14 protein-coding genes are annotated in these 14,324 nt (G+C 47.4%); 10 read left to right on the top strand and 4 right to left on the bottom strand.

Annotation, left to right across the window (positions count from 1 at the left end; all coding sequences use genetic code 11):
* Positions 1-70: 70 nt before the first annotated feature.
* Entirely contained in the window at positions 71-1,009 is a 939-nt protein-coding gene (locus D0Y50_RS01955) for a hypothetical protein (RefSeq protein ID WP_232366424.1), read from the bottom strand.
* A gap of 253 nt (positions 1,010-1,262) precedes the next feature.
* Here D0Y50_RS01955 and tatA point away from each other — a divergent pair, with 253 nt between their 5' ends.
* Genes tatA through hemB form a run of 7 tightly spaced genes read left to right on the top strand, consistent with a single transcriptional unit; the run spans position 1,263 to position 6,816 of the window.
* The gene (gene tatA / locus D0Y50_RS01960; RefSeq protein ID WP_108565643.1) at positions 1,263-1,505 is read left to right on the top strand and encodes a Sec-independent protein translocase subunit TatA; all 243 of its coding nucleotides are present in this window, start codon (positions 1,263-1,265) and stop codon (positions 1,503-1,505) included.
* Positions 1,505-1,807 carry a Sec-independent protein translocase protein TatB gene (gene tatB / locus D0Y50_RS01965; protein ID WP_108565642.1) on the top strand — a complete coding sequence of 101 codons (303 nt, stop codon included), beginning with the start codon at positions 1,505-1,507 and terminating at the stop codon, positions 1,805-1,807. The genes tatA and tatB overlap by 1 nt, the downstream gene beginning before the upstream one ends.
* Positions 1,804-2,565: a twin-arginine translocase subunit TatC gene (gene tatC, locus D0Y50_RS01970; RefSeq protein ID WP_108565641.1), complete on the top strand. Its 762-nt coding sequence runs from the start codon at positions 1,804-1,806 to the stop codon at positions 2,563-2,565. Before tatB ends, tatC begins: the two co-directional genes overlap by 4 nt.
* A gap of 17 nt (positions 2,566-2,582) precedes the next feature.
* The gene (locus D0Y50_RS01975; RefSeq protein WP_117315241.1) at positions 2,583-3,137 is read left to right on the top strand and encodes a hypothetical protein; all 555 of its coding nucleotides are present in this window, start codon (positions 2,583-2,585) and stop codon (positions 3,135-3,137) included.
* Entirely contained in the window at positions 3,138-3,908 is a 771-nt protein-coding gene (locus D0Y50_RS01980; RefSeq protein WP_117315243.1) for a TatD family hydrolase, read from the top strand.
* Between the two features lie 11 nt (positions 3,909-3,919).
* Positions 3,920-5,815 (top strand): sensor domain-containing diguanylate cyclase, encoded by a 1,896-nt coding sequence (locus D0Y50_RS01985; RefSeq protein WP_117315245.1) that lies wholly within the window; start codon positions 3,920-3,922, stop codon positions 5,813-5,815.
* Positions 5,812-6,816, top strand: a complete 1,005-nt coding sequence (gene hemB / locus D0Y50_RS01990) for a porphobilinogen synthase (RefSeq protein ID WP_176582442.1) — start codon at positions 5,812-5,814, stop codon at positions 6,814-6,816. Before D0Y50_RS01985 ends, hemB begins: the two co-directional genes overlap by 4 nt.
* 61 nt (positions 6,817-6,877) lie before the next feature.
* On the opposite strand, the gene D0Y50_RS01995 is transcribed toward hemB, so the two are convergent.
* Complete coding sequence (locus tag D0Y50_RS01995; RefSeq protein ID WP_108565637.1) at positions 6,878-8,389, bottom strand: Ppx/GppA phosphatase family protein; 1,512 nt, start codon at positions 8,387-8,389, stop codon at positions 6,878-6,880.
* A 3-nt stretch (positions 8,390-8,392) separates the two neighbouring features.
* Entirely contained in the window at positions 8,393-9,673 is a 1,281-nt protein-coding gene (gene rhlB / locus D0Y50_RS02000; protein WP_108565636.1) for an ATP-dependent RNA helicase RhlB, read from the bottom strand.
* A gap of 101 nt (positions 9,674-9,774) precedes the next feature.
* Here rhlB and trxA point away from each other — a divergent pair, with 101 nt between their 5' ends.
* The 3 genes from trxA to D0Y50_RS02015 all read left to right on the top strand — a co-directional run bounded on the left by trxA (position 9,775) and on the right by D0Y50_RS02015 (position 13,185).
* Positions 9,775-10,101: a thioredoxin TrxA gene (gene trxA / locus D0Y50_RS02005; RefSeq protein ID WP_108565635.1), complete on the top strand. Its 327-nt coding sequence runs from the start codon at positions 9,775-9,777 to the stop codon at positions 10,099-10,101.
* A 348-nt stretch (positions 10,102-10,449) separates the two neighbouring features.
* Positions 10,450-11,715: a transcription termination factor Rho gene (gene rho, locus D0Y50_RS02010; RefSeq protein WP_108565634.1), complete on the top strand. Its 1,266-nt coding sequence runs from the start codon at positions 10,450-10,452 to the stop codon at positions 11,713-11,715.
* A gap of 174 nt (positions 11,716-11,889) precedes the next feature.
* A complete protein-coding gene (locus D0Y50_RS02015) occupies positions 11,890-13,185 on the top strand; it encodes an amidohydrolase (RefSeq protein ID WP_108565633.1) in 1,296 nt (431 codons plus the stop codon).
* A gap of 139 nt (positions 13,186-13,324) precedes the next feature.
* Here the strand turns inward: D0Y50_RS02015 and D0Y50_RS02020 are convergent, their stop codons facing one another.
* Positions 13,325-14,209 (bottom strand): LysR family transcriptional regulator, encoded by an 885-nt coding sequence (locus D0Y50_RS02020; RefSeq protein ID WP_108565632.1) that lies wholly within the window; start codon positions 14,207-14,209, stop codon positions 13,325-13,327.
* Positions 14,210-14,324: the final 115 nt, after the last annotated feature.

Consider the following 14,324-nt stretch of genomic DNA (forward strand, 5'->3'; position numbering starts at 1 on the left):
CGGGATAGGCAAAAGCCGGATGCTGTAACCAGCGCTGGCTTTTTTTTTTACTATAAAGCCCAGGATACGGCTAGCTGTTACTGCCATAATAAACCTCTACTCGCATGGCAACCCCATAAGAGGGCTTAAAATCCTCATCGCGTAGGAATATTAAAAATGGCTCTACCTCGAAGAACAACCATTCGCGGGTAGGATTGCTACGCCATTTGCTGCTTATATAGACCTCGTTTAGTCGATAATCCGGCTGCGAACCCCCCTCCGTAAACAGGGTGTAGATCATTGCTGCATGTTGATTTAAGGGTTGTAAGTACTGCCCTTCGTGGCGCCAAATCCAGTCTTCAGAGCGATCGCGGTAGTAAAAGCGGTGGTTAAATCTAAACACATGATCGCGCTGGGTAATGTATTGCACAGTAGCGCCAACTTCGGCACCTGCGCGATCCCGGGTGTAATAATAGGCCTCGGCATCATAAAATAATGCCAGTTGACTGGAGTAAGCTGCCATATCAGCAAACCGTGATTTGACATATATCTGCCCCCGCCGACCGGTACCAATGCGATAAGATACTTTAGCATCTTCGCTGGACCGATATCGTAGGGCGATGGTGGTATTGTCGCGCCGTCTTTCGATAGGTTGGCGGGCTGCTTTTATTGACGCACTTTCATCATAGTCTTCGTCATCGCTCAGTAGTAAATCGACTCTGTCTTTCAAGGCCGGTAATTTGACCCGGATATTAAACCGCAAATCAACTTCACTGATATCCCGTGTACGGGGCTCCCAACCCAGGCTTAAACGGCCTTGCGCGCGGGCATCCTCAAACCTGCTGGACCCTTTCATTGCAAAATAACTATCAAGTTGCTGCGCCGTATAGTTCATTGACTGGGTCAGGTTGTGTTGCCACTCATCCATCCATGAGCCATCGGACTGCTCATCAACGTAGGCGGGCATAGCGGATACGTTGACTGCGTCAGCGCTGGCCCCCGACGGCAGCGGCGCTGCGGTATTCGGCATTACCAATAATGTGCAGAAAACCAATGAAATACATGCCATACCTTGCTTATCTATTGTTCCTTTTTGTTCAGCATTCAATGTTCGCGGACATAAGTCAATGAGTACTTATAAGCCACTACAGATAATATCGATCTGTTACTTGTGAACCTTCGTGCTGGTCATCCGTCTATATTGTAAATATAGTTTACAATATGTTGGTGAAAGGTTGGTCGCGCAATGGCATACTGTGATGACAAACCAAAAGGAGAGTTTTATGGGCGGTATTAGTATTTGGCAGTTGCTGATAGTGTTAGCAATCGTCGTACTTTTGTTTGGTACAAAACGACTTAAAAGCATTGGTACTGATGTAGGCGGTGCTATTAAAGGGTTTAAAAAGGCCGTATCTGATGAAGAAAAAGCAGATGCAGATTTTGAACAGAACCAGCAGGTCGAAAAAAAAGACCAGGCTGAGCCTGTTCAAACCAATACCCAGAGTAATGTAAAAGATAAATCCTGATGTTTGATATCGGCTTTTGGGAATTGCTGGTTATTGGTGTACTGGCATTGCTTGTACTGGGGCCTGAGCGTCTGCCAGGTGCCATCCGATCTACCATTAACTCGGTGCGCAGTGTGCGTAATGCCGCGACCGGCTTTAAGCAGGAGGTCGAGCACCAACTGCGCGTGCATGAACTTCACGAAAACCTGAAAAAAGCCGAACAGCAGGGCCTTAAAGATATGTCACCAGACTTGCAAAAAAGCGTGGACGAATTGAAAGACGCTGCTAAGTCTGTGCAGGAACCCTATAAGAAAAATCAATGACAGACGCCTCTAGCCTGATTTCGCATTTAGTTGAGTTGCGAAATCGTATTCTTCGCGCGTTACTTAGCGTGCTTGTTGTTTTTCTTTGTCTGGTTTATTTCGCTGAAGATTTATACCACTATTTGGCAAAGCCGCTGTTGGACGTGTTACCAGAAAATTCGTCGATGATTGCTACTGATGTAGCCTCGCCTTTCTTCGCGCCCTTCAAACTAACCTTGGTGCTATCTTTCTTTCTGGCCATTCCTTACGTGCTATATCAGGTTTGGGCCTTTGTAGCGCCCGGGTTATACAAAAATGAAAAGAAACTGGTAGTGCCGCTGCTGGTATCAAGTACCTTACTATTTTACGCGGGTATGGCGTTTGCGTACTTTGTAGTGTTTCCGTTAGCGTTCGCATTTTTTACCAGCGTGGCCCCTAGTGGGGTAACGGTAAGTACCGATATTACCAGTTACCTGGATTTCGTATTGAAGCTGTTTTTTGCGTTTGGCGTCTCTTTTGAAATTCCCATCGCCATTATTCTACTATGCTGGACGGGCGTAACCGACGCCCAGACGTTACGCTCCAAACGCCCCTTCGTCATTGTGGGTGCATTTGTAGTTGGCATGTTACTTACCCCCCCTGATGTGATTTCACAAACATTGTTGGCTTTACCTATGTGGGTACTGTTTGAGATAGGGGTCATTGTGGGCGGTATCTATGCACGCAAAAAAGATCCGGAAGACGAACCAGAAAACGAAATGAGCGACCCTTCAAAATAAGCTCTAAGGGAATAAAGATGAAGCAACGTTTATCCTGCGTAGTTGCCTTTACCGGGCTACTATCAACGGGTGTTTATGCCCAGAACATAACACATGCTGAGCTGACAAAATGCGCATCCATTGAACAGAATGACACGCGGTTGGCATGTTTTGATCGCTTAATGCATACCGAACAAGCCCAAGCCGCTTCGCCTAGACCGCCTGCTCCCCCCCAGGCGGCTCCACAGCCTCCTATTGAATCTACCGCCAAGGCAGGGGCCGTTGCAGCCTCACAAACCCCCACCGCGCCAGTGCGTAAGTCTGAGCCCGTGGCAGAATTTGGAATGGAAGCGCAGCGCCAAAGAGAGCAGGCAGTTGATGAAATATCAGCTACTATTACTCAAGTAGCCAAAGATCCGCGGGGCAAATATATTATTACTTTAGACAATGACATGGTATGGAAACAGCAAGATACAGACTATTTCCGGCCGAAAAAAGGCGACCTGGCGACGGTAGAACGTGGCGCGTTAGGTGTTTTTTACTTTGCTGTAGAAAGTGGTAATCGCCGCATCAAAGTTAAGCGCCTTAAATAAATGCAGTGGTTCGATGCTGGGGTAAACCTGTTGGATGCCCGTTTTGATGTTGATGAGGTTATCCGCCGGGCGTTAGACGCGGGGGTGGAACGTATCTGCGCTATTACCACCACGCCCCAGGAATGGCAGCGGGCGCAGGCGCTCTATACACGTTACCCGCAGCAGCTATGCTACACGGTTGGCGTACATCCGCATTATGCTAAAGACGTAACGACCGATGATTTGCAACAGCTTGAGGTCATGGCACAGCAACCCGGCGTAGTGGCGATTGGCGAATGCGGATTAGATTTTAACCGTAACTTTTCCCCTCCAGACACCCAGTTAGTGGTTTTTGAAGCTCAGCTAAAGATTGCGTCTAAACTCAACAAAACCGTTTATCTGCACGAGCGCGATGCGTTTACAGCACAACTTGCACTATTAAAGCAGTACCCACCAGTAGCCGGTATAGCCCATTGTTTTACCGGTACTGAACAGCAAATGCACGATTACCTCGCTGTGGGTTTGTATATTGGTATTACAGGCTGGCTATGTGACGACAAGCGCGGTGAATCGTTACAGCAGGCAGTATGTAGTTTACCGTTAGAGCGTCTGATTTTAGAAACGGATGCGCCATACCTGTTTCCCAAAAATCAACGCCCGCGCCTGAAGAACAATGAACCGGCCATGTTACCCGCCATCGGGCGCCGTTTAAGTGAGTTACTAGGTGTTCCTGAGCAGCGTATCAGCGAAACCAGTTTTGCCAATACAATGCAGTTATTCAGGGTGAAGTAGAGGTGTAATCTATGCAGCTTAGCTCGCAACTGCAACGAAATTACGATGGTTGGTTGCTTTTCATCAGCGCGTTAATCACTGCATTTTTATTTTTCTTATACAGCACCCTTACCACCTATCAAAATGATGCCCAAAGCCAGTTCGCGATAGATTACTGGGAACAAGACAGTTCGCCGGTGAACGTAACTGATATTCATCGCGCCAAGGTGCCCTGGCAGGCGGTACAAACGCCGATTAATTTAGGTATGCAAAGCCAGCCATACTGGTTTCGGCTGGCGTTACCACCCACCCCCCGTCGGCAGGGGACATTTCTGCTTGATGTAAATTATCCTTTATTGGATAGCCTGGATATTTATTTTTACGATCCTGCCGGCGACCAACTGATATTGCATGCTATCGGCGGCGATAGCCGGGCGTATTCGCAACGGGATATTCCGCTTCCTTCATTGGTTTATCAGGTTCCAGCGAGCAAACAAGGCTTAGTGGTGTACATGAAAGTGCAGACCAGCGGTGCTTTAAAATTGCCGGTCAGGTTGTGGCTTGAGAAGGACTTTCTGGCTTTTAATGCCACCGATAACCTGATGCTGGGATTATTTTTGGGCGTATTATTTGCTATCGGCTTAAGCAATTTATTTTTGTTTATCACCACCCGCTCGGCCACCTTTTTTACTTATTCAGGCTACGTCTTCTCACTTGCCATGACGATTACAGCAATGCATGGTTTAGGTTATGCCTATTTATGGTCAGACCAAACCGGCTTTCAAAGCCGATCGCTGGCGTTATTTGCCAATGCGACGTTGATGTTTGCCATGCAGTTTTCCAACCGAATTTTGAATGTGCGCTATTACAGCACGCGCATCAGCCAGAGCCTGAACGGGTTATCTGCTATTTTCCTGGTTAATGTCCTTATTAGTTTCTTCCTGCCGTACGCATTCCTCATTCGTATGTTTTTGTTCCTGTTAAGTTTTACCGTTATTTTTGCCTTGTTGGTAGGCATTTGGATTGCCATAAAAGGCTCTACGGTAGCCCGTTATTATTCGTTCGCCTGGTTTGTGTTATTGGTCAGCGCATTTACCGCAGCCATGGATAACCTGGGCATCATTACCTCGCCGGTTCCGGCTAATTATTTATTGATGTTAGGCGCAGGGGTCGAGACCTTGTTACTGGCGCTGGTGCTGGCGATAGATTACAGCCACAATCGCGAAACCATGTTTCATATTAAAGAGCGTACCTTGGTGCAAGAGCAGGACATCCTTAAGGCCCGCGAAGAGTTACTTGATGTGCAACAAAAATATCAGGATGATTTGCACTACCAGGTGCAGGAGCGCACGCTAGAGCTCGAGATAGCCTTGCGCGAGTTATCTGACGCTAACCAGGAGTTAGCCAACCTCAATACCATTGATGCCTTGACCGGTATCCGAAATCGGCGGCATTTTGATAAGCGTTTACTGGCTGAAGGCCGGCGTAGTCGCCGCGAACAGACGCCACTGTCGCTAGCGGTGATCGATATTGACCACTTTAAAAATATTAATGACCAATACGGCCATAGTACCGGCGATGTGTGCATTACGCACTTAGCGTTGCTGTTACAAGGAATGCTGAAACGGCCAACCGACGATGTATGCCGCTATGGCGGTGAAGAATTTGTGGTGCTATTACCCAATACCGATTTAGCCGGGGCGCAGCAGGTTATCGAGGCGATGCGCGCCCAGGTTGAAAAAGAAGTACTTGAGATTGATGGTCATAGCCTCAATATGACAGTAAGTGCCGGGGTGGCTACCGCTGTTATCGCCTTTGAAGAACACGAGCTGGCGCTATTTAAGTTTGCCGATGCCCTTTTATATCAAGCCAAAGCGGCAGGTCGGAACCGTATAAAGACCGACTATTTTACAGGACAGAATTCATGATACATTCTTCTTTTCCGGCGCGCCGAATGCGCCGTCTTCGCGCCCATGATGCCGTACGTTCATTGGTTTCAGAGCATCACCTTGCAGCCCGCGATCTTATTTATCCTATATTTATTTTACCTGGTACAGGACAGCGTGAAGCTGTGCCGTCTATGCCTGGGGTAGAGCGCCGTAGCCTGGATATCTGGTTACAGGAGATAGAGACGCTACTGGCTTTAGGCATTACTATTATCGCGCCTTTTCCGGTTACCCCGGCAGAGCTTAAAACCGACTGTGCCAGTGAGGCGTTTAACCCCCAAGGGTTGATACAAACTGCGGTGCGTGAAATTAAACAGCGTTTCCCACAAATGGTTATCATGACCGATGTAGCGCTTGACCCGTTTACCTCCCATGGACAAGACGGCCTGATTAACCATGCTGGCTATGTAATGAATGATGAGTCGGTAGCCGTGTTACAAAAACAGGCATTGTCCCATGCCCAAGCGGGCGCCGATATCGTGGCCCCGTCGGATATGATGGATGGCAGAGTAGGGGCTATCCGTGAGGTATTGGAAGCGCAAGGGTTCACTAATACCTGTATTATGGCGTATTCGGCAAAGTACGCTTCGGCTTATTACGGGCCGTTCCGGGACGCGGTAGGCTCGGCAGGTAATATTAAAGGTGGTAATAAAAAAACCTATCAAATGGATCCTGCCAACAGTAATGAAGCCATCCACGAAATCGCGATGGATATTGACGAGGGGGCGGATATGGTTATGGTTAAACCCGGCATGCCCTATCTGGATATTGTACGACGTTGTAAGCAAGAGCTTAATGTGCCTACCTTCGCCTACCAAGTAAGTGGCGAGTATGCTATGCACCAGGCGGCTTTTGCGAATGGCTGGCTTAATGAAGAGGCTGTGATTTTGGAGTCATTACTGGCTTTTAAACGCGCAGGAGCGGACGGCATATTGACCTATTTCGCGCCCCAGGCAGCACGCTTGCTACAACAGCTTGGGTAGCGTTATACGCTGGCCTGATAGCAAAATGCCGCGATAATCGCGGCATTTTTAATAGTGCAGGTTATTGGCAGTTTAACCGCCATCCAGCCCGATGCTGTAGCCAACTTTCATTCGCCAGCTCTGCATTAATCAGCGGGTGGCCAATAAGCCAGCCTGGCGGTAACTGAATATCCCAGTTATCACCATTCACGGTAAGCTCTACCTCTGGAATATGCTTGTTTTGACGACGTAGGCACAATACGGTGGCAATACGTAAAATACGCAGTAGCGCTAACAACATAGGGCGAACATCGTCGTGGTAATTGTTAAACACCGCAGGTTCTATTTTCAAACGATGGGACAATACCAGGTCGCGTATCGCCTCGCGCTGCAAGCGGGTGTAACCGGGTAAATCAATATGCGAAAGAATATAGGCACCATGTTCATGGTGTTTTTTGTATTCGATATGCAAACCAATTTCATGCAGGGTCGCGGCGGCGCCCAATACAGCTTCCGTATCTAAATGGCAAATAGCGGCCTGGGCGCATAGTTGATGGCACAAATTAAGCGCCAATCCTCGCACTGCATCGGCATGCGACTTTTCGATATGATAACGGCGCATGGCCTGATTTAGGGTTTGACTGCGCCGGTCATTTTCCTGCAGGTTATCTAGCATTCCGTAAATCAGACCTTCGCGCAAAGCGCCGCCCGAAATATTCATTGCCTGGATATTCAACCGTTCAAACAAACAGATAAGAATCGCCAGGCCGCTGGGGAAAATAGCTTTACGGCCATCTTCCAGGCCTTTTATATCGAGGTTTTCGATACTGCCGCAGGCAATACATTGTTGTTTGAGATCGTACAGATAGTGCAGTTTTATAGCGTCACTGATGTCTTGAGCCACCAGAATTTCGGTAATCGCCTGTGGCGTACCGGAAGCCCCCAGACAATTATGCCAGTCAAAACATAAAAATGCGTCTGCTACCTCGTCAATCAGCCGGTTAACCTGTTCGCTGGCCTGGGCAAAATTATCTTCACTGATAATGCCGCCCTTGAAATAGCGCTCCATAAAGGTAACGCAGCCCATATCCAGACTTTTCAGATGGATAGGCTGCATATCATTACCGAGGATAATTTCCGTACTGGCGCCACCGATATCAATCACCAGCGAATTGCCCTGATTGGCAGACGTATAAGCCACGCCCAGGTAAATTTGCCGGGCCTCTTCTTCGCCGCTGATAACATTTAATTTGTGATTTAAAATGGTTTCAGCTTTGCGAATGAAGGTTTCGGCATTGACGGCCATGCGTAAGGTCGCAGTTGCCACCACCCGAATATTTGACGCTGGGATATCCTGCAGCCGTTCAGCAAACGTTTGCAAGCATTGCCAGCCACGTTCCATGCTAATTTCATCCAACTCAAGATTTTCATTCAGGCCGGCAGCCAAACGTACTTTTTGCTTTACCTTACCTATAATCTGCACGTTGCCGTTCACAACGTGCACAATGACCATATGAAAACTATTTGAACCCAGATCTACGGCGGCGTAATGCTCACTATGTACAAGGGTATCGTGTCGGATTTCTGGCTGCATAGATTAACTTTTCTTAGCTGATGTCGGTTTACCTCGTCCTCGCCCACGTCGGTTTGAATTACGGGCGTTTGGCGTGCGCTTGCGAGGGCGGGCTTTGGGCGCCGTTACATCGTCAAGCAAAGCATTCCGATCATAATCTGTTACCGGGATAGTATGCTGAATATACTGCTCAATGGCAGGCAAGTTAAGTGCATACTTCTCACAGGCAAAACTGATGGCGATACCACTTTTGCCGGCGCGGCCGGTTCGGCCAATCCGATGTACGTAGTCTTCGGCATCATCAGGTAAATCATAGTTGAAAACATGGGTTACTGCATCAATATGCAATCCGCGAGCGGCCACATCGGTGGCTACCAGAATATCCAAACGACCTTTGGTAAAGTCATCTAAGATACTCATGCGCTTTTTCTGCGGTACATCGCCGCTTAATAAACCCACCCGGTGACCATCGTTTTCCAGCCAGTCATTTACCTTTTCACAGGTATGCTTGGTATTGGCAAAGACAATCGCCCGCTCTGGCCACTCTTCTTCCATTAGGGTAAGCAACAAACGCATTTTATCTTCATCAGAAGGATAAAACAGTTCTTCAGAAACCCGTTTAGCGGTTTTGGTTTCTGGCTCAACCTGCACATGGGTAGGGTTATTCATATGCTCATAAGCCAGTTCCTGCACGCGATAACTCAACGTGGCAGAAAACAGCATGCTGAGGCGTTCTGAGGCCGGCGGCATACGCTTAAACAGATAGCGGATATCTTTAATAAAGCCCAAATCGAACATGCGATCGGCTTCATCAAGTACGGCAACCTGAATATTGTTCAGTGAGAAGATATTTTGTTTGTAGTAATCAAGAATACGACCGGTGGTCCCGATCATGATATCTACACCTTCTTCTAGCACTTCGCGTTGACTTTGATATCCTTCACCCCCATATATCAAACCAAGCGATAAACCGGAGTGTTCGCTGAGAGGTTTGGCATCGTTATAGATCTGAACCGCGAGTTCGCGGGTAGGAGCCATAATGATTGCTCTTGGGCCTTTTGATGTAGTGGTGTTTTCCTGAGTATTGGAAAGCAGGTAATGAAATGTTGCCACCAAAAACGCAATAGTTTTACCTGTACCTGTTTGGGCTTGCCCGGCAATATCCAGTCCTTCAAGTAAGGGGGGTAATGCCAGAGCCTGAATCGGTGTACAATGGGTAAAATTAGCTGCTTTAAGTGCATCAAGCACTTTTGGATTGATAGGCAGATCGGAAAAATTTGTTTCGGTTAAATGAGTTGTTTGCATAGCTTATAGCTTATCGGTGCTTGCATTAAAAAAGACAGTTTCTTATAACACTTATGGTGTGGCTGAACAAATCAGCGACAGTCCAAACAATGGAGAACAGAATGAGCGACAAAATTATCCAGTTAACTGACGACAAATTTGAAGCAGATGTAATCAATGCTGAAGGTCCTGTGCTGGTTGACTTCTGGGCTGAGTGGTGCGGCCCTTGTAAAATGATCGCACCTATCTTGGAAGAAGTTGCTTCCGAGTTTGAAGGCAAGTTAACAGTTGGTAAGTTGAATGTCGATGAAAATAATGAAACACCGCCTAAATACGGCATTCGGGGCATTCCTACTCTGTTACTTTTCAAAGGCGGCAATGTAGCGGCCACTAAAGTGGGTGCGTTATCTAAAACTCAGCTAAATGAGTTCCTAAACGAAAACCTGTGATTCCACGGGTTTGTTTATGCGCTAAACCGGTGCCCTGCGCACCGGTTTTTTAATTAATTTAAAGTTTTTTTTAAAATAGTCATCTAAATGCTGCAATATGCAGTATCATATCGGCGAATAAAATATTAAGTCCTACGTCCTTTGTTCTATAAACGCGAAGTTTTTTAACAATTAAAGGTCAATTTACTGGACGTTATGAATTTTAGGTGCTAACGTTCAAATAGCTCATATCTGAGCAGCGTTCTGCTTACCCATATCCGGGCGTACATAACCTTTTCTATATAACGAGTTAGTGACGTAGAAGTCCTGAAGCAAAGTCCAAGCACACAAGCACAAAGACCCACCAGTATGAATTTAACTGAATTGAAGAACAAACCAATCAATGAATTGGTTGCCCTGGCCGAAGAAATGGGCCTGGAAAATATGGCGCGAGCCAGAAAGCAAGACATCATCTTTTCTATCCTAAAGACCCACGCAAAAAGTGGTGAAGATATATTCGGCGACGGTGTTCTGGAGATTCTTCAGGATGGCTTTGGCTTTTTACGCTCGGCCGACTCGTCTTATTTAGCCGGACCAGATGATATCTATGTATCTCCTAGCCAGATTCGACGTTTTAATCTGCGCACCGGCGATACGATTGCCGGGAAAATAAGGCCACCTAAAGATAGTGAGCGTTATTTTGCCCTGCTAAAAATCCGCGAAGTTAACTTCGACAAGCCTGAAAACTCCCGTAATAAAATCCTGTTTGAAAACCTCACTCCACTGCATGCTGCTACTCGTATGCGGATGGAACGTGGTAATGGGTCAACGGAAGATATCACCGCACGGGTACTGGATTTGGCGTCGCCAATCGGTAAAGGCCAACGTGGTCTAATCGTAGCACCGCCAAAAGCTGGTAAAACCCTACTGCTGCAAAATATTGCACAGTCGATTGCGGCCAATCAGCCAGAATGCGAATTAATGGTTCTACTGATTGACGAGCGTCCTGAAGAAGTTACCGAGATGCATCGCTTGGTTCAAGGTGAAGTGGTTGCTTCGACCTTTGACGAACCTGCTAGCCGCCATGTGCAAGTAGCCGAAATGGTTATCGAGAAAGCCAAACGGCTGGTTGAGCACAAAAAAGATGTGATCATCCTGCTTGATTCTATTACCCGTCTGGCACGTGCCTATAACACCATTATCCCTTCCTCTGGAAAGGTACTTACCGGTGGTGTCGATGCAAATGCACTGCACAAGCCTAAGCGCTTTTTTGGGGCTGCACGGAATGTGGAAGAAGGTGGTAGTTTAACCATTATCGCTACCGCCCTGGTCGATACCGGCTCTAAAATGGATGAAGTTATCTATGAAGAGTTTAAAGGTACCGGTAACATGGAGCTTCACCTGCATCGTAAGATTGCAGAGAGACGTGTATTCCCAGCGATTGATTTTAATCGCTCAGGTACCCGCCGTGAAGAGCTGCTGACCAGCCAGGAAGAACTGCAAAAAATGTGGATCCTGCGTAAAATTGTTCATGAAATGTCGGAAGTGGACGCCATTGAGTTCTTGATCAATAAGCTCTCTATGACCAAAACCAATGATGAGTTTTTTGATTCGATGAAACGGCAGCGAAGCTAACCGCAGGTTGAATGTCATATCTAAGGCGCGTTTATAACGCGCCTTTTTTTATGCCTGTTATTGGGCAAAGGTTAGTGCAAGGTGCCGAATTATATTTTCTTGGGCCGTAGCGAATAGTACTGTTAGTACAACGATTTATTCGCTACTGTAAAAAAAAACACACAGGGAACAATAATGAAACGCACAGCACTGGGTATAGCGTGTTTGCTAACCACCACATTTGCGCATGCCGCACAGGATATCAATACACTCATCGACAAGGTTGAGCCGCAGGTTATCGACTGGCGTCATCATTTTCATGAGTTCCCGGAACTATCCAACCGTGAGTTTGAAACCGCTAAATACATCACATCATTTTTGCAAACACTTGACGTGGAAATTACCACCGGGGTAGCTAAAACCGGTGTGGTGGCGGTGCTTGATAGCGGTAAGCCAGGCCCGGTAATAGCGCTGCGTGCTGATATGGATGGCTTACCCGTACCAGAGCAAAACGAACTTGCCTATAAATCAACCCAAACAGCACAATACAACGGCAATACCGTCCCGGTAATGCATGCCTGTGGCCACGATACCCATATGGCAATGTTAATGGGCACCGCCAAAGTATTGAGCCAAATGAAAGATCAACTGCATGGAAAAGTGAAGTTTATCTTTCAGCCCGCTGAAGAAGGGGCGCCGCCGGGAGAAAAAGGTGGGGCTGAAATCATGGTCAAAGAGGGGGTGCTGAAAAACCCCGATGTGGATGTTATTTTTGGCCTCCACATCAATGCTAATACTGATATAGGTAAGGTGCGTTACACTCCTAAAGGCAGCATGGCAGCAGTTGATCCCTTTAAAATAGTCATTAAAGGTAAGCAAGCCCATGGCGCATACCCCTGGAAAAGTGTGGACCCCATTGTCACCGCCGCGCAAATGGTAATGTCATTACAGACCATTGTCAGCCGGGAGCTAAAATTAATTGATGCAGCTGCCGTGGTTTCTGTAGGGTCAATCCATGGCGGTAACCGCTCTAATATCATTCCTAATGAAGTGGAGCTCATCGGTACTATACGCACGTTGGATAAAGACGCCCGAGAGCATGTGTATGAAGCGATGCAACGGAAAGTTAAGGGTATTGCGATGAGTATGGGCGCGCAGGCTGAGCTTACCTTACCGCTGGACTATAGCTACCCGATTACCTATAACGATCCTCAGTTAACGGCCCAAATGCTGCCCACACTTAATCGTACGGCGGGCAAAGACAACGTACTGTTGTCTAATCCGGTAACCGGCGCCGAGGATTTCTCGTTTTATCAGGAGCAGGTTCCCGGGTTGTTTTTATGGTTAGGCGGCAAGCCGCTGGATGTTTCTGAAAAAGACTCGCCAGCCCACCACACGCCGGAATTCTTTGTCGACGATAAAGGGATGAAACTGGGCGTGGAATTGCTGACCAATATGACGCTTGACTATATGAACAGCGCTAAACGCTAAACCTTCAGGGCCGCGGCGAGAAATCTCGCCGCGTAGGATAGATAATGATCGGTTTGTCGTTACCGGGGCAGGGCGTGTGCTAAGCGGTAAAGGGGCATTTCACTTCGTTTAGCCCCGAAATTGCGGTTTATACTGCCCTTTAGGCGGGCGTTTTGTTTAATAGTGACTGGGCAAAAGCCGTGGCGGCCAGACTTAACGGACGGTTTTTTCGCGTGACGACATGCCACGAACTACTTAACGGGAATCCATCTACCCGCAGTATCTTAATATCGTTGCTACTGACTTGTGCCAGCGTGTGTTCTGATAAAATAGCCAGGCCTAGCCCGGATGCCACCGACAGCCGTATCGCTTCATTGCTCTCAATAATCATAGGATCACGAAAGGTGAACCCAGCCCGAGTGCAGAATTCATCTACAGCTTTACGCGTACCGCTACCGTGTTCCCGTAATAGAAATTTCTCATTCACCAGATCATGTAATGTACACCGGTCCGGACCGGTATAGTCGCCCGGAGCGATTACCACCAGATTATTATCTAAAAACGGCTCTGCCTGCACTATCGGGTCTTCCGGTGGCTGACTAAAAATATAAATATCGTCCCGGTTCTGTTTTAAACGCTGGGCAATTTGCTCGCGGTTACCCACCGTAAAATGCACATCGATGTTAGGATGGGCTTTACAGAATGCACTCAATAAAGGCGGAGCTATGTACTTTGCCGTGGTGACAGCCGCCAGTTTTAACGAACCGGTTTCCATTCCCTGTAGCGCCTGAATCTGGCTACGTAATGTGGCTTGAGACGACAAAACTTCCTGGGCACAGCGGTACACTGCTTCCCCCGCTTCGGTCATATGCACTTTACCGTTAAAATGCTCTAGCAGGGGCAAGCCCACAATGGTTGATAACTTTTTAAGCTGAAGCGATACCGTTGGCTGAGATAAGGCCAGTGCATTGGACGCAGCGGTTACCGAGCCGCCATCTACCACTTCCTGAAACACTTCGAGTAAGCGAAAGGTCAAACTATTCATAATATTCGCCGCACATTGCCTTATGTAAATTAAACTGTCCTAAGAATAGATTTGTATCTAGAAAATGCGGTTATGGTTCAGTTGGCGCACAGTCATTTTGTAGGCTTTGAGGACT

Source organism: Salinimonas sediminis (assembly GCF_003429285.1).
Classification (GTDB): Bacteria; Pseudomonadota; Gammaproteobacteria; order Enterobacterales; family Alteromonadaceae; genus Alteromonas; species Alteromonas indica.